This is a genomic window from Thalassospira alkalitolerans, from assembly GCF_002115745.1.
GTDB lineage: Bacteria > Pseudomonadota > Alphaproteobacteria > Rhodospirillales > Thalassospiraceae > Thalassospira > Thalassospira alkalitolerans.
Genome location: NZ_JFKB01000021.1, coordinates 18,401 through 34,425 on the forward strand (window position 1 = coordinate 18,401; position 16,025 = coordinate 34,425).

Below are 16,025 nucleotides of genomic sequence, written 5' to 3' on the forward strand. Positions count from 1 at the left end.
AATGCTTTTGGTCGTAGCGCGTCTCCTGCTGGCCGCCGTTGTTGTGGTGGCCAGTCTGGCAGTATTGCCAGTGATGGGAGCGCGTCCCGCACTTGCCCAGGCGGCAGATCCTGTGATCATCCGCTCGGGCGCACATAGTGGCTATGGACGTATCGTTCTGCAATGGAACAAGCCCGTCAATTACACCGCTGAAATCATCGGTGATCAACTTGTCGTGCGCTTTGACCAGCCGCTTGTTGCCTCGATGCGCGGGGTTTTGGGACCGGTTTCTGATTATATAAGCGATGGATTCTTTGATCCGGATGGACGCACAATCGCGTTTGTTTTGCGCGCTGATTTCGAAGCCCGGGTTTTCAATGTTGGAACAAATGTGGTTGTCGATATTCTCGATAAACCTGCTTCAACCCCGGATCCTGCACCTAGTCCGGTCCCCGCGACATCTGAACCAACACCGCCGCGCCCGGCGCCCAATCCGCCCGGTGAAGTTTCGTCAGAGCCGCTGCCAACGCCACTGACCCGTCCGGGCACGGCCCCGGCATCTTCGGGCAATGTTCAGCAGGCGACAACTGCACCCGAACTTGAAATTCGGGTCGGGCGGCATCCGACATTCTATCGATTGGTTTTTGATTGGCCGAACCGGACCGATTATACGCTGGACGGGGCACAAGGGAACCAGACCCTTGCCTTTACCAACCCGGCGCGGATTGATGCGATCGGTGTCAGTCGTCGTCTGCCCGAAGGGGTTAACCTGCGTCAAAGTGCTACTGATCCGCTTGCTGTTGATATTGAAACCAGCCCTCCGCGTGCTTTGCGGCATTTTCGATCTGGCAATAAGGTCGTTGTTGACCTGATGGGGGTTCAGGGCGAACCGGTGGATGCCACGGCGGGGGCATCGCGCCCGGCATCGTCATCTGCGTCCTCGGCACCTTCTGCGCCGGTTGCACCACCCGCACCGCGCCCGGTTGTACCCTCGCAAAATGATGCAGCATCAGACGGCGGCCCCGTTGCTGCCAATGATCCGATTGCCCAGGGTTTATCACAGCCGCCCGATACGCCAATCATCCCTGATGCGGTTGCACCGGAACGCGAAAGCATTGGCGACCTGATGGTAAGCGTTAATCAGGACCCGACAAAAATCGTTCTTGGTTTCCCATTCGGTCAACCGGGCGGGGCGGCGATATGGTCACGTGCGGGTTTCCTGTGGATGGTGTTTGATGTTCGCGCCAATCTGGACCTCAGCACTGTGCGTCAGGAAGCAGCACAGATTATCGGGGTGATTGAACAGATCGATAGTCCCTATGCCACGGTATTGCGCATGACCATTCCCGAAGGGATCGGTTTATATACCACCCCGACCGAGAACGGGGATTGGGCCGTGACCCTGCAACAGGGGACGATGCAGCCGATTGAACGGCTGGGGCCGACCATTGAACTTGATAACCAGACCCGTGCGCGTCTTGTCGTACCGTTGACGAATATCAGTCCGACAGTCCCGATCGAAGACCCCGAAGTCGGTGATTCCCTGCGTGTCGTGCCAACCCGCGAGATGGGATATGGTATCGAGACCGCCTTGCGTTATCCCGATTTCGAAGTTTTGCCATCCATCCAGGGGGTCGTTGTTGCACCGGTTAATGAAACGGTGCAGGTCACCAACCGTGATGATGGGCAGGCAGTTGTGGTGACAGCCGAAGATGGATTGAATATATCGCCGGAAGGGGCGCGACTTTTGGCGTCGGCAACCGGGGTGCGTGCCGGTGCCGGGGATGGGCGTGAAGGCCTGATCTTTGAATTGGAAGACTGGGGGCGTGGCGGGCTTGATAATTACAACAAGGCAATTGGCAAGCTGCGTGACAATTTGACCGCCAGTGGTGATGAACATCGCAACAAGGCGCGCCTTGTGTTGGCCGAATATTATATGGCCAATGGTCTTGGCCCCGAAGCGGACGCAGTTGTGTCGGCCATGGAAGGCGACGATCCGCTGATTGCACAGAAGATGCAATTCCGGGCGTTGAAGGCAGCCGTGAAATTCCTGAACCGTGATTACAGCGAAGCTGCCCGGTTGCTTGAAGATGATCGTTTGCGCGCCATTCCTGAAATGCAGTTGTGGCGCGCGGTGACACTGGCTGCACTTGGTCGTCCGAATGATGGTGCAAGCGACCTTTTGGACAGTGTCGATATCCTTAATAATTACCCGCCCGAACTGATGGGGCGCCTTGGTCCGCTTGCGGCAGAACAGGCGTTGATTGTCGGGAACCCCGAAGTCGGGATGAATTTGATCGAACAGATGCTGGTGACCAAAGGTCTGAGCGATAGCAAGATCAAGGATATTCAGTATCTGAAAGGTATATTTGAAGAAGAGGCTGGCGAATTCGAGCAGGCCGTCGCGACTTGGGACGAGGTTGCCGAGGGCGAAAACCGCAAGGCGCGCGCCCATGCGATCTTTGACCGGACCGAACTTTTGATGCGTCTTGAACGTTTGACCCTGAGTGATGCAATCGAACAGCTTGAAAAGCTGCGATTTGCATGGCGCGGCGATGGGTTCGAGATGGCGTTGTTGCGTCGGCTTGGTGAATTGCAGATCGAAAACAAGCAGTATCGTGAAGGCCTTAATACGCTGCGTCAGGCCGCGATCTTCTTCCCGAACAGCCCGTCGGCAACTGATGTCACTGATATGATGCATAAAACCTTTGCCGATATTTATCTTGGTGATGACATCAATAATATTTCGGCGATCAAGGCCGTGGCGCTTTATGACGAGTTCCGCGAACTGACCCCGGCGGGGGAAAAGGGCGATGAGCTGATCCGTCGTCTGGCAGACCGTATGGTAGATGTCGAATTGTTTGACCGGGCCGAAGCACTTTTGGAACATCAGGTCGATTTCCGACTGTCGGGCCCGGAAAAGGCCCGGGTTGGTGCCAGATTGGCCTTGGTGTATCTGCTTGATAATAAATCCGAGGAATCTATTCAGGTTCTAGATAAAACAGCGGACTCAGGGATTTCGCCGGAACTTGAAATGCAGCGTCGTCATCTTCGTGCGCGGGCTTTGCTGGATACGGATCGTGGTGCCGAGGCCATGGCATCGCTTGAAGGCGATTTTTCCAAGGACGCCGAATTGTTGCGAGTGGATTATTACCGTGCGACGCGTGATTATCTTTCGGCGGCGGAAACGTTCCAGCGTCTGGTTGGCGATGATCAGGGCAATGTGGTCGAGGACTTTGGGGACGAGCGCGCGCGCTATGTCCTGAACTGGGCAGTTAATCTGGCGATGGGCGGGCAGGAACGCACGCTGAATATGTTAAAACGACGCTATGGTATTGTGATGGCTCAAAGCCCCTATGCAGAAGCATTCAGCCTGATAACCTCTTCGCCAGCTCAGGGGTTGATCGATTATCGTACGCTGGCGAATAAGGTTGATGAAGTTGAAAGTTTCCAAGGATTTTTGTCGAACTATCGTGATCAGTTGGAAAAGTCTCAGCTTAGTGCTATAAACTAACATTGAGTATATGTTTTGTAGGGCCTGTTTCATCGTTAGGGTGGGGTAGGACGCGGTTTTTGTATTGGTGAAAGCAGTGCTGTGATGGATCGTGCACTTAAAATGGTCTATTACGATGACGCAAAGGTCGAGCGCGACATCTTTGCGCAGCTTTCGCTTGCGCTCAGGCATTTTCGGGGTGTCGGGATGCCGCGCGACGAAGTCGCAACCCGTAAAATTCTTGACCAAATTCACCGCCAGAGTCGCGCCTTTGCTGCCATCTGTTATGGCTTTATGCGTTCCAAGGGAATCGGTGTTGCCGAGGACCTTGGCGAAGGTGACCAGTGGTACCGCGAAGCCGCATATTGGTTCCGCGAAGAGGCGCTGGGCGGCGAAGGCATTTCGGCCAATAATCTTGGATATCTGTATGCCAAGGGGCTGGGCGTTCCGGAAAATTCGGAAACAGCCGCCGGATGGTTTGAACAAGCTGCCGAGAACGGATCGGTTTCGGCCTTGTATAACCTTGGGGTTTGTTACCTTAACGGTTGGGGTGTTCCCCAGGATGATGAATTGGCCGTCGATTTTTTGCGTCGTGCAAGCGATGCCAATGATCCGTCGGCTGCCAGTGTTTTGGCATATCTTTATCTTGAAGGACGCGGCGTAAAACGCGATCCATCAAAGTCATTTGAATATAACCTGCGCGCCGCACGCGCGGGCAGTGTCGAGGCCGCATCGGCGCTTGGCTATGCCCTTGGTGTTGGTCTGGGCGCGGAACGCAATATTGCCGAAAGCATCAGCTGGTTTGAAATGGCCGCCAATGAGGGCGATACTTATGCTCAGGCCAATCTGGCGATGTATTTCTGTCATTCCCCGGATCTGAAGCTGTTTAATCGCGGCTGGACGATGTTGATGAACGCCTGTGATCAGGGCGATATCTCGGCGAAATACCAGATGACGCAAATCCTGATATTTGGTGTTGCCCATCGGGAACCCGATTATGCCGCCGCGCTTGATCTTGCGATGGATCTGGCCGAGCTGGGGCATCCGGGGGGCTATCATCTGATCGGGGTGATGTACGAACATGGCCTTGGCGTGCCGGTGGATATGTCACGTGCGGCAAGCTGGTATGAACGCGCAGCCCGCAAGGGATCATCGAACGGGCAGGCGGCCCTTGGACGCCTGTATGCAATTGGCATTGGCGTCGATCAGGATAATATCATGGCCTATTACTGGCTGCGGATGTCCGCCCCGTCATCGAACAGTCAGGCCTATCGCGAAATGGAAGCTGTGCGTGCGCGCATGAAGGACGGAGATCGCAAAAAGGCTGATCGCTATGTCAACGACAATCCGGCACCGCGTCGTGGCAGCTTTGGCCTGAAATCCCTTGAAAAGGATGTTTTCAAGACCGGGAAACGGTCTGTTTGATTGTTTCACCGCTTAGGGTGTTCTCGGGATCATGAAAAAGCCGCCTGCTTATGCAAGGCGGCTTTCGTTTTTGGTGCTTTTTAAAGCTGTGTGGCTATCCACCGAAACTTTCGACCAGCGATCCCGATATCAGATACCAGCCGTCAACCATCACAAAGAAAATCAGTTTGAACGGCAATGAAATGATAACCGGCGGCAGCATCATCATCCCCATCGACATCAGAATACTGGCAACGACCATGTCGATGATCAGGAACGGGATAAACAGCAAAAAGCCGATTTCAAACGCACGCCGCAATTCACTGATCATGAATGCCGGGATCAGGGCGCGTAACGGAATGGTTTCCGGCCCGGTAACGACAACATTTGCCAGATTGACGAATAGTTCCAGATCGCGGTCTCGGACCTGGGTCATCATGAAATCATGAACCGGTCTGATTGAACGATCCATGCCTTGGAACTCGTCAATGTCGCCATTGATCATCGGTTGCAGGCCTTCGTCCCAGACCCGTTCCATGGTCGGCATCATGATGAACAGTGTCAAAAATAGCGCCAGACTGACCATCACCTGATTAGGTGGTGATTGCTGAATGCCAAGGGCGGTGCGCAACAGGCTGAGAACGACGACAATACGGGTAAAGGATGTCACCATCATCAGGATGGCCGGGGCCAGACTTAGAACCGTGATCAGGCCGATAAGCTGGATCATTCGACCCGATGATGTAATGCCGGGTCCTTCGCCGAGATCGAAATTAAAAGTCTGGGCATGCACGGCATCGCCGCCAAACCCAATGGCAATCAGGGGCACCAGTGACCAGACCGCCGCCAATGTTAACCAGCGTGGCAGCATACGATCACCGCACTGTTTTTTTGCCGTTTCAGCCGGTACTGGAGTTTGCAATTGCGTCAGTTGTCCGGCTTGTTGCGGTGTGGATTTCGGGGGGGACACGATGGTCATGCGGGTTGTTTCCCGTTGGTCTTTGTCGGATCGTTATCCGCGGTGGTGATCGGTGCTGCGGATGGGGTTTCAGGCACAGGGTCATTGTGATGGCTCCGCATATCCTCGCCAAGGACTTCGGAAAAATGGGTGCCAATATTGCGTTCAATCACGCAATCGCCCGATGGGCCCAGCAAGACAAGGTGCTCGGTATCATCACGTTTGATAAGGATCAGGCGCCTTTTGGTGTCAACCGGAACGACTTCGACGATTGAAAGTCGGCGTTGCTTGCCGCGTCGATTGACATTCCGCGCACCCGGAACAAAGCGCCGTGCGATCAAGGCCAACGCCCCGATCATGCCCAGAACAAAGACCAGAGCGGCAACAAACCGGAAATAAGCGCCGAATTCCATCAGGTTACCTTCCCCGCGACGGACCTGTTGTGTGGCCCGACCTTATTACGCCGAACCCATACTGTTTACCGTGCCCAATCCGGGCAGGCAAGTCGCCATCGGATTGCGACCGGCCTGTGTCATGGCAAAACGGTTGGATGCGCCCCCGATCAGCGGGTCGTTCGCGCCGCATGAGCATAGGCATTGGTTGCCTGTGTGGTGTTGCTAAGTCCGCGCAGCTGGCGTTGCAGCTCGGAATATTCCTTGTTCATCGTGGTTTCCAGCCGCCCAAGGTCGTCGGTCAAAGCGGCTAAAAGCGGTGCAACATTGCGACGTTGTTCAGGATTCATCGCCCGTGCTTGTACGCACAGGGCGGAAATCTTTGTTTCCAACGCGTTCAGTTCAACCACCTTTCCCTCGTCAAGAAAACGCTGACTGGCGGTGATCAGAGACAAAACGCGCTTAAGGTCTTTCTTGAACTGATCGGGTTTGAAGTGTTCAGGGCTCATTTTGGCCTTCCCGGTTGCGATCTTCAATATTGGGTGCTGACACGCTATCCATATCAGATGATGGCGCCCGCTTTTTCGCCGGATCACCGAAAACACGGTTGATACGGTAAATATAGTTTAAAATCTCGGCGACGGCGGCAAATGCTTCAAGCGGGATTTCACTATCCACATCGACAGCCATCAGAATTTCGGCAAGATCGCTGTCCTTGCGGACCTTGATCCCGTTGGCAAAGGCGACTTGCAAGATCTGTTCCGCAACGCTGCCTTCGCCCTTTGCGCTTAGGGTCGGGGCATTGTCGCTGCCATGCGCATAGCGCAGCGCAACCGCCTTTTGATCACGAGAACCGGGCGCGGTAAGGTTTTCCGAGCGGGTTTCGCGCGGATCGGTGATATCGACCTTTGGTCGGTTACCGGTCATTTTTGCCCATTCCGCCAGATTCTTTGCGATACGAAGCGCGATTATTCAATCACAAGCCTCGACCATAGTCAGAAGATGGTCAACAAATCGTTGCGACCTGATCATCAGATCGGGTTTGGTAAATGTTGGCGGAAATATTTGCCATGCAGGGCAGGTCAATTTCCCGGCTACCTGCCGGGATGATGACGGTGTTGCATGTCGTTTATCGGTTGTTTTGCGCCGATGGCTCATGCCGCCGGTCGCATCACCGGAAAATCAGTCCTTGGCGGTGTCGTCGCCCGTGTTGGAACTACTTTTCTTTTTGTCCGCGACCGCACTGGTTTCCTGGCCCATCTGACGTACAAGATCCGCACTGGCTGCTGCCGAACGGTTTTCTTCCTGGATGCGATCATAAAGTTCGCGTCGCAGGACCTGCACGTCTTCTGGGAAGGTAAAGCCCAGTTTTACGGTTTTGCCGCGAACCTCAACGACAGTGACTTCGATGTTGTCGTCAATAACAACGGAGTCGCCAACTTTTCGTGTGAGATAGAGCATTAAATGTCCCGGTTTCGATAGATGGCGAAAGAAATCCGCCCGACAAAACACAATATGCCCGCTTTGTTCCCCGCGGTCCAGTACCGGCAATCATAAGTTGGCCCCGCATTGTAATTTAAGGCTTTTCCAAATTCTGGCACGGCACATGCAATGTAGTTGGCAGGATCAAACAGGGCGGCAAATTTCGCCATCTTGCAGATCCCGGGGCCCAATCCGGGCACCGCGTTAACTTCGGCTTTACCGGCCCGCCCAATACTGGGGGCGCGATAACAGGAGCAGGTAATAATGGATATCGGCAAACTCGGCATGTTCGCCAATCTGAAAGAAAAGATGGACTGGCTGACACAGCGTCAGAACGTCATCGCGCAGAATATTGCCAACTCCGATACCCCAAATTACCGCGCCAGCGACCTTAAGGAATTCGACCCGAAGAATATCGGCCGTGACCGCCAGTTCATTTTGGCGATGCAGGCGACGACACCGGGTCACAGCCAGGGTTTGCACAAGCCGCAGAACTTCAAGGACGAAGAAGTCCGCAAGAACTATGAATCGGCACCGGGTAAAAACGCCGTCATCCTTGAAGAACAGATGGTCAAGATGAACGAGAACCAGGTCGATTATCAAACCATGACCAGACTTTATGCCAAGCATAAATCCATGATGATTTCGGCTTTGGGCCGCTGATAAGCAGCGATTAAGGGATAAGAGAAAATGGAACTTTATAAAGCTTTTCAAATCTCTGCTGCTGGTATGCGCGCACAGGGTACCCGTCTTCGGGTTGCGGCTGAAAACGTTGCCAACGCAGACAGTTTGCCGACCGGTCAGGGGCAGGAACCGTATCGTCGCAAACTGCTGACGTTTAAAAATGTCATGGATCGTGAAATCGGTGCAGAATTGGTCAAGGTCAATAAAGTCATAACCGATAAGTCTGATTTTGGTCTGAAATACGAACCAAGTCACCCGGCAGCCAACGATCAGGGATATGTTCAGACCCCGAATGTTGAGCCCCTGGTCGAGATGATGGATTTGCGCGAAGCACAGAGAAGCTATGAAGCGAACCTGAATGTGATACAATCATCGCGTAGCATGCTGCTTAAGACACTTGATATTCTGCAATAAATCCCAAACTATCAGGTCTGCAAACGTCACCTGTTAAGGATACGAACCCATGGTCGCCAGTTTCAACGATGCCATTTCTGCCTATCGGAATGCTGCAAGCGGCAAAACCGCTAGCGTTGCCGAACGCGTTGGTGGTACCGGTCAAACGGTTAATCCGGGGGAAAGTTTTGCCGATATGGTCAAGGGGGCGGCTGTAGATGCGCGCGCAACCATGGTCAACAGCGAGCAGATGACCCAGAAAGCCATCATCGGCGATGCTGAATTGCATGAAGTGGTAACGGCGGTATCTGCAGCCGAAGTCACGCTGCGTACGGTGGTCAGCGTTCGGGACAAGGCTGTCGAAGCTTATCAGAGCGTTTTGTCGATGCCGATCTGATCGGTAGGCAAAAATCGACCCATATCCGAACCGCACGATTGTCGTGCGGTTTTTTTGTTGGGGTTGATGCAATTGAAAATGCAGGAAATCATGGCCCCCGACCGGGCTTATCCTGTATGAATAAAATAACGTAGCGGCAGATAAAACAGGAAGACCGGATGGATCAAGCGGAAATCATGGATGTGGCCTATGATGCCGTATGGACGTTGCTGAAGGTTACCGGGCCTTTGATGCTGATTGCGTTGGGGGTCGGTTTGATCATCGCCCTGTTTCAGGCCCTGACACAGATTCAGGAAATGACCCTGACCTTTGTGCCCAAAATCCTTGTGATCTTTATCGCCCTTTTGGTGTTGCTGCCTTATATGATGACGGAATTGACGGAATTTATGGGCCGCATGGTTGATCACTTTATTGGCTTGCCCAATTAGACGGCCTAAATCGCGACCCCGATACGAACCAGAACGATAAACCCAAAACAGGACATCCTGAAAGAAGATGAATCTCGACGATCTTCTGACGCTTAATGTCTATGTGGTCTTGATGACCTTTGCCAGGGTCGGGGCGGCGTTTGCGTTTATGCCGGGCATCGGGGCCAAGGTTGTGCCCGCGCGTGCCCGTCTGGTGTTTGCTTTTTGGGTGGCGGTGGTGGTGTCGCCGTTGGCCGGGCCGTTGATCCCGGGACAACCGGCCGATGCGCCGACACTTTTTGTACATTTGTCCTATGAATTGACGGTGGGCGCCTTTTTCGGCCTGTTTGGACAGGTGATGATGGCTGCTTTGCAAACGGCGGGATCGATTATTGCCTATAGCTCGTCGATGGCGAACGCTTTTAGCGGCGATGCGCTTTCCGGGGCGCAAAGTGCCGTAACCGGCAATTTGATCACTCAGATTGGTATGGTCCTGATTTTTACGACCGGGCTTGACCATCTGATGATTCAGGCGGTGTTTGAAAGTTATTCCCTGTTTCCGCCCGGTGGTATTTTACCGGTCGGCGATATGAGCGAATTTTTCGCCCGTGCGCTGAATGAAAGCTTTGTCATCGCGATGAAAATTTCGGCACCTTTCTTGATTGTCGCCATCGTGCTTCAGGTCGCATTGGGTCTTTTGAACAAGCTGATGCCGCAATTGCCGGTGTTCTTTGTTGCGATGCCAATCCAGATCGGAATGGGTTTTGTGATGCTTACGCTGGCTTTGCCGACCATGATGATGGTATTTTTGGAATATTACGAAAACGGGCTGGAAAGTTTCATTAATCCGTAACTGCGATATATGGGCCTGTTCCGGTAATGGTGCCGGGCCGCCCTGACATGGTGTGCAAATGTCAGAAGAAGACGACAGCCAAAAGACAGAAGACCCCACAGGCAAAAAGCTTGAGGACGCCCGAAAGAAAGGGCAGGTGCCGGTTTCCAAGGAAGTCGGCAACTTTATGCTGTTATTTGGCGGGGCTTTGGTCATGACCATGATGGCGCCTGATATGGCGCGGTCCGTTCGTGATATGTCAGTTGGTTTTATCGAACATCCGCATATGTATGATGTCAGCCGCGCCGGGTTGCCGCTGCTGATGAAAGAGGTGATGCTCGGCATGCTTTATGTGCTGGGCATTCCGTTTGTGATTTTGATGTTTTTTGCCGCTGGTGGGCATTTGATGCAGAACGGCATCGTGGTTGCCCTTGAACGGATTTCGCCCAAACCCGAAAAACTCAATCCCTTGAAAGGCCTTAAGAACCTGTTCTCGATGAAGAACATGGTCGAGTTTGTTAAAAACATTTCCAAGATCGTTCTGGTCGGTGCGGTGTTGGGGTTTGTCATCGTGCCTGAATTGATGGACGTCGAACTTTATCCGCAAATCCCGGTCGAACTGATGCTTGAACGGCTTTATGACATGATCGTCATTTTGATGATCGCGGCCGTATCCCTGACGGCGGTGATTGCGGGACTCGATCTTGCTTATCAGCGATACGAGTTTACCAAGCAGATGAAAATGTCCATGCAGGAAATCAAGGACGAATACAAACAGACCGAAGGCAGCCCGGAAATCAAGGCCAAAGTCCGCCAGATCAGGATGCAGCGCGCCCAGCAGCGCATGATGCAAAATGTTCCGACCGCCGACGTTGTGATCACCAACCCGACCCATTATGCCGTGGCGCTTAAATATGATGTCGGGGCGATGGAAGCCCCGATGTGTGTTGCCAAGGGGCAGGACAATATCGCCCTTAAAATTCGCGAAGTGGCCGAAGAAAATAACGTGATGATTATGGAAAATCCACCGGTCGCGCGGGCCTTGTTTGCCACTGTCGAGGTCGATCAGGAAGTGCCGCCCGAACATTATAAGGCAGTGGCGGAAATCATTTCGTTCGTGTTCCGCCAGCGCGGCAAGAAGCTTGGTTAGTTTGTTCTGATCGCCATGCCCCAATGATCTGGCGTTTGCCGATCCTATGATCGTGTTTATGTGGGACCATATTGGAGAGCCACAACGGGTGAACCAATCACGATAAAACTTGTCGGTAGCCAGTCGGGCCATTAGCAGCTAAAAGTATAGAGCAATATTGTAAGTTATTGGCGTTAAAGGCGGTCGCGTGCTGTTTCGGGGAATTATCCTTGCTGTAAGTGTCGCATTTGTCGCTTTTGTCTATGTCCTGTTACAGGTCATGGCAAAGGCTGGCCTTGATGTGCGGATCATGTGGATCATCGGATCCATGGTAACGGGGGTGGCGATCGTCGCGGTGGCCGCCCTGTTGTTGTCTGCGCGCTGGCGATCGGCGGGCGGCCGTGATTTGGCGCCGCTTTTAAACGGCCTTTTACATTCTGATATCGGTGTTGCCCTGATTGATGCCTATGGCCGCACCCTTTATGCCAATCCTGCTTTTCCCCGCAAACTCGGCATTGAGCCGGGCGAAGATATGCTGGCCGCACTTGAATCGCGCCTAAGCTATCTTGATGTTGGCAGTTCCGAATTGGCTGACCTGCGTATGCGCGCCATGAGAGGCGAAGCGGGCGAAATTTTTGTCGATTTCGGTCAAGCCAGAAAACGTGATCAGGCGGCGATTGCCGCATCGGTTCACGAAACAGGGGCAATTGACGGCGGAACCCCGGATATTCATGATGATGCTGCGCCATTGGATAATACGGCGTGCTTGCGCATTTCGGTGACGGCGGCGAATGCCCGCGCCGGACAGATGCTTTGGACGGTGGATGGGATTGATCCGTCTGCCATGCCCGAAACCGGCCGATCATTGGTTCCGGCCGAGCCAGCATCGGGCTATGGCGCACTGGTTGCCGCAGGTTCCGATGATGAAATGACGGTTGGCGGTGTTGCATCACGCATGGCCGACGGTGCCGGGAACGAGCAAGCCGATCAGATGATCGAACGTCTTCCGGTTGGTGTTTGCGGGTTGGACGAAGAAGGCCGCATTCTTTATCTGAACCGTCGTCTGGCAAGTTGGCTGGGCGGTGAGCCCGAAGACTTTGCGTCTGGCACGCTTGAACTGGCCGATCTGATTGTCGGCGATGGCATGAACGGCGAGGTCAAGCTTCGCGTTAAAGGCGGCGAGCCGATCAAATGCTTTGTCACCCATTCGATTAATGCGCCCGGCACCGGGCCAATTCGCAGCCAGGCCGTTGTCTTCCCTGATCCGATGCCTGCCCATGAATGGGAACATGCATTGGCCGAAACCGAACGGCGGGTGCGCTGGTTCTTTGATGATAGCCCCCTGTCGATTGTGCTTGCTGATATGTCAGGCGGGGTTACCGATGCCAACCGGGCCTTTATTGAAACGGCCGGTCAGCGTCATGAAAATGTTGTCGGTCGATCGGTTCTTGAACTGATCGTGCCCGAAGACCGTGACGAGGTTGCGCGCTATCTGTCGCGCGCCGTGATGGGGTCGGGCAAGGGCGGATTGATCGAAGCCCGTTTGCAAGGGTCGCGCGGTATGGCGGCCCAGATTCATCTGCAACGGGTGGCGGGCCGTTCGGGCGAAGCCGGTGCGCTGTTGCTGAACTTCCTTGATACGACCGAACAAAAGAACCTTGAGGAACAATTTGCCCAGTCGCAGAAAATGCAGGCTGTTGGTCAATTGGCCGGTGGGGTTGCCCATGATTTCAATAACCTTTTGACCGCGATGATCGGGTTCTGCGATCTGTTGTTGTCGCGCCATGGGCCGGGTGATCCCAGCTTTGCCGATATTATGCAGATCAAACAAAATGCCAATCGTGCGGCCAATCTTGTCCGGCAGCTTTTGGCATTTTCGCGCCGTCAGACATTGCAGCCGAAAATCATCAATATTACCGATGCGCTGGCAGAAATGTCGAACTTGCTGCGCCGCCTGATCGGCGAGAAGATTGACCTTAAGGTCAGTCACGGGCGTGATGTTGGCTTGGTCAAGGTCGATCCGGGGCAGCTTGATCAGGTGATCATTAATCTTGTGGTTAATGCCCGTGATGCGATGGCGGCCAATGGCGGTACGTTGACGGTTCAGACGGGGACTGAAATTGTTGATGAAGCGCGCAATACCGGCACCGAACTGATCCCGCCGGGCGATTATATCCGGATCGAGGTCTCAGATACCGGTATCGGCATCCCCAAAGATAATCTGACCCGTATTTTCGAACCCTTCTTCTCGACCAAACAGCGCGGCGAGGGGACCGGACTTGGCCTGTCGACGGTGTATGGCATTGTTAAACAGACCGGTGGTTTTGTTGCGGTTCAATCCGAACCGGGCGTTGGCACGACCTTTACGATCTATCTACCGCATTACGAGGCGACCGAGGAAGAACTGGCCGAAACCCGCGCTGTGGCCGAAGAGGCCCCGTCACGCGATTTGACAGGCACCGGTGCGATCCTTTTGGTTGAGGACGAAGATGCGGTCCGCACATTTGGCGCGCGTGCCTTGCGGGGCAAGGGCTATGACGTGTTGGAAGCCAATAACGGTGATAACGCGCTTGAAGTGCTGGCAAAGACCGACAAGACCATTGATCTGGTGATTTCTGATGTGGTCATGCCTGGCATTGATGGTCCGACATTGGTGCGGATGCTGCGCGAGAAAAAGCCAGAGCTTAAGGTCATCTTTATTTCCGGTTATGCCGAAGATACCTATCGCGATGAATTGGACGAAGAAAACGGTGTGCATTTTCTGCCCAAGCCGTTCTCGTTGAAAGAATTGGCAACCAAGGTCAAGGAAGTCTTGTAAGAACTGAATTGACGCAGCCCGTCCGGGGGGCGGGGAAAGATAAGAAAGTTATTGGGGCCGATTTGGGGGCAAATATGCCGCGATCTTTAAAAGAGCAAATGAAGCTCTTGCGGGTGGGGTTTTTCTTTTTTCTTGTAGCTGTTTTTGTGGGGCAGGTTTTTGCGGCGAAGGCGAGTTCTGTCTGTCTTCGTATTGCTTTTCCTGAAATCATAGGCAACAGCGATGTTGCCCGTGGGGCTGAAATATACAGGCAGGATATGGCAGAGGCCGGGCTATGTATCGAGCCTGTGATGATGCCTTTAAGTCGATCCGTTCTTGAAACCAATCATGGTTCAGTTGACGGCATTTTTGGCTGGACGGAAGATTTGGTCAGCTTGGTTAACGTGCCATTGCTGCGGTCAAGCATACCCGTGATAGAAGTGCCGGTTTTATTGATAACCCGTGACCCGTCTGTGCGCAGGATTAAGGATTTGAAAGATCAGGTCCTTGGCATATGGCTGGGGTTTGATTGGGCAAAGAAGGTTAGCGATGGTCATAAAAATACTGTCGAGATTCCTGGTGGCCCGATCATGATGCAAAAAATGCTTTTCGCCGGGCGCATTGATGCAATGCTGGTGGATGGATATTCATATTCGCATATGCTTGATCTCAGTGATTACGCGGCCACTGTGTTGAAAAACAACAAAGTCTATAGCTGGCTGCGGGAAGAACACCGATCACAGTTGACAGCCTTCAATGCGGGTATCCATCTCTATCGCAAGCGATTTGGTGATGCGGTATCTAACTGAAACTCAGAGCGTCAGCGTGGATGCTAGGGGCTGCGGTTTTTCCGTGTCCCCGGCTTGGCCATTTTGTTTGATGTTTGATCAGGTGTTTTTGTCGTCGATGTCTTGAGCATTTACCCCAGACGGTGTTTTTACGGCCTCGATTACTTCGTCGCGTCCCCGATGGGTGATGTCGATCGGTTCACCGTGGTGGTTATCAGGGCGGACACGACCAAAGAAATCCGAAAGCTCCTTGGCGACCGTTTCCGGATGAGTGACCTGCTGCAGGGTAAAGCTGTGGCCAAGGCGATCCGTGATCTGCAGGTCGCCATAATCAAAGATATTGCCGATCACGCTTTTGCTGATCTGGGTGCTTTTGATGGCCTCGAACCCGCGATCATCTTGATCCTTGCGCAGAACGCCGCTTCGCGTGATGATGCGATTATTGGTGATGACACGTTCAAAGAAAAACAGATCGCGAATGGCGGTCAATGGCAAAAGGATGCTGTCCTTTGCGGCGCGCGTTGAAACGCCAAGCGCACGGCGCAGGATTTTCCAGATGATTGAAAGTGCGGCCAGAATTACCCCGAACAGAGCAATCGAAAAGACGAACTCGTAATCGTCCCAGACTTTATCAAGGGCGGCAAAGGCTTCGGGGCCGGTCAAAAGCGCGCGTGCCTGTGGCATCAGGAAATCGTAAATCGCGCGCCAGTGATACGACGCATAGATCAGAACCGCAATCCAGATGATCTTGATGACACCGGGCACAAGGATCGATACCGGCGAAATTGGTAGATCCATGATCACAACTTCGCCGTCATGAAGGTGGCGACGGATGCCTTTAAACGGCTTGGTCTCGTGCTCGTTTTTGTTGGTCTGGCGCATCAATTTGT

Annotated in this window: 17 protein-coding genes; 10 read left to right on the forward strand and 7 right to left on the reverse strand. The window is 53.4% G+C overall.

Annotation, left to right across the window (positions count from 1 at the left end; genetic code table 11):
* Position 1: 1 nt before the first annotated feature.
* Positions 2–3,493: a tetratricopeptide repeat protein gene (locus TALK_RS19530; protein WP_085620842.1), complete on the forward strand. Its 3,492-nt coding sequence runs from the start codon at positions 2–4 to the stop codon at positions 3,491–3,493.
* 84 nt (positions 3,494–3,577) lie between these two features.
* The gene (locus TALK_RS19535; protein WP_085620843.1) at positions 3,578–4,897 is read left to right on the forward strand and encodes an SEL1-like repeat protein; all 1,320 of its coding nucleotides are present in this window, start codon (positions 3,578–3,580) and stop codon (positions 4,895–4,897) included.
* A 94-nt stretch (positions 4,898–4,991) separates the two neighbouring features.
* Here TALK_RS19535 and fliP read toward each other — a convergent pair whose 3' ends face one another.
* From fliP to TALK_RS19570, 6 genes are all read right to left on the reverse strand, one after another.
* Positions 4,992–5,747, reverse strand: coding sequence for a flagellar type III secretion system pore protein FliP (gene fliP, locus TALK_RS19540; RefSeq protein WP_085620881.1), 756 nt, complete (start codon positions 5,745–5,747; stop codon positions 4,992–4,994).
* 104 nt (positions 5,748–5,851) lie between these two features.
* Positions 5,852–6,247 (reverse strand): FliO/MopB family protein, encoded by a 396-nt coding sequence (locus tag TALK_RS19545; protein ID WP_085620844.1) that lies wholly within the window; start codon positions 6,245–6,247, stop codon positions 5,852–5,854.
* A 149-nt stretch (positions 6,248–6,396) separates the two neighbouring features.
* The gene (locus tag TALK_RS19550) at positions 6,397–6,735 is read right to left on the reverse strand and encodes a hypothetical protein (protein ID WP_085620845.1); all 339 of its coding nucleotides are present in this window, start codon (positions 6,733–6,735) and stop codon (positions 6,397–6,399) included.
* Positions 6,725–7,153 (reverse strand): EscU/YscU/HrcU family type III secretion system export apparatus switch protein, encoded by a 429-nt coding sequence (locus TALK_RS19555; protein WP_085620846.1) that lies wholly within the window; start codon positions 7,151–7,153, stop codon positions 6,725–6,727. Before TALK_RS19555 ends, TALK_RS19550 begins: the two co-directional genes overlap by 11 nt.
* 255 nt (positions 7,154–7,408) lie before the next feature.
* The gene (gene csrA / locus TALK_RS19565; protein ID WP_085620848.1) at positions 7,409–7,687 is read right to left on the reverse strand and encodes a carbon storage regulator CsrA; all 279 of its coding nucleotides are present in this window, start codon (positions 7,685–7,687) and stop codon (positions 7,409–7,411) included.
* The gene (locus TALK_RS19570) at positions 7,687–7,878 is read right to left on the reverse strand and encodes a hypothetical protein (RefSeq protein ID WP_085620849.1); all 192 of its coding nucleotides are present in this window, start codon (positions 7,876–7,878) and stop codon (positions 7,687–7,689) included. Before TALK_RS19570 ends, csrA begins: the two co-directional genes overlap by 1 nt.
* A 94-nt stretch (positions 7,879–7,972) precedes the next feature.
* On the opposite strand from TALK_RS19570, the gene flgB reads away from it, so the two are divergent.
* From flgB to TALK_RS19610, 8 genes are all read left to right on the forward strand, one after another.
* Positions 7,973–8,371, forward strand: a complete 399-nt coding sequence (gene flgB / locus TALK_RS19575; RefSeq protein WP_085620850.1) for a flagellar basal body rod protein FlgB — start codon at positions 7,973–7,975, stop codon at positions 8,369–8,371.
* A gap of 27 nt (positions 8,372–8,398) precedes the next feature.
* The gene (gene flgC / locus TALK_RS19580) at positions 8,399–8,806 is read left to right on the forward strand and encodes a flagellar basal body rod protein FlgC (RefSeq protein ID WP_085620851.1); all 408 of its coding nucleotides are present in this window, start codon (positions 8,399–8,401) and stop codon (positions 8,804–8,806) included.
* 49 nt (positions 8,807–8,855) lie between these two features.
* Positions 8,856–9,182, forward strand: a complete 327-nt coding sequence (gene fliE / locus TALK_RS19585; protein WP_085620852.1) for a flagellar hook-basal body complex protein FliE — start codon at positions 8,856–8,858, stop codon at positions 9,180–9,182.
* 158 nt (positions 9,183–9,340) lie between these two features.
* Positions 9,341–9,610, forward strand: coding sequence for a flagellar biosynthesis protein FliQ (fliQ, locus tag TALK_RS19590; RefSeq protein ID WP_085620853.1), 270 nt, complete (start codon positions 9,341–9,343; stop codon positions 9,608–9,610).
* Positions 9,611–9,677: 67 nt separating this feature from the next.
* Positions 9,678–10,442, forward strand: coding sequence for a flagellar biosynthetic protein FliR (gene fliR, locus TALK_RS19595; protein WP_085620854.1), 765 nt, complete (start codon positions 9,678–9,680; stop codon positions 10,440–10,442).
* Between the two features lie 58 nt (positions 10,443–10,500).
* On the forward strand, positions 10,501–11,571 hold the full coding sequence (gene flhB / locus TALK_RS19600) for a flagellar biosynthesis protein FlhB (protein WP_085620855.1): 1,071 nt from the start codon (positions 10,501–10,503) through the stop codon (positions 11,569–11,571).
* Positions 11,572–11,758: 187 nt separating this feature from the next.
* Positions 11,759–14,368, forward strand: a complete 2,610-nt coding sequence (locus TALK_RS19605) for a hybrid sensor histidine kinase/response regulator (RefSeq protein ID WP_085620856.1) — start codon at positions 11,759–11,761, stop codon at positions 14,366–14,368.
* A gap of 8 nt (positions 14,369–14,376) precedes the next feature.
* On the forward strand, positions 14,377–15,156 hold the full coding sequence (locus tag TALK_RS19610; protein WP_085620857.1) for a type 2 periplasmic-binding domain-containing protein: 780 nt from the start codon (positions 14,377–14,379) through the stop codon (positions 15,154–15,156).
* A 78-nt stretch (positions 15,157–15,234) separates the two neighbouring features.
* On the opposite strand, the gene TALK_RS19615 is transcribed toward TALK_RS19610, so the two are convergent.
* Entirely contained in the window at positions 15,235–16,017 is a 783-nt protein-coding gene (locus TALK_RS19615) for a PH domain-containing protein (protein ID WP_085620858.1), read from the reverse strand.
* Between the last annotated feature and the right edge of the window lie 8 nt (positions 16,018–16,025).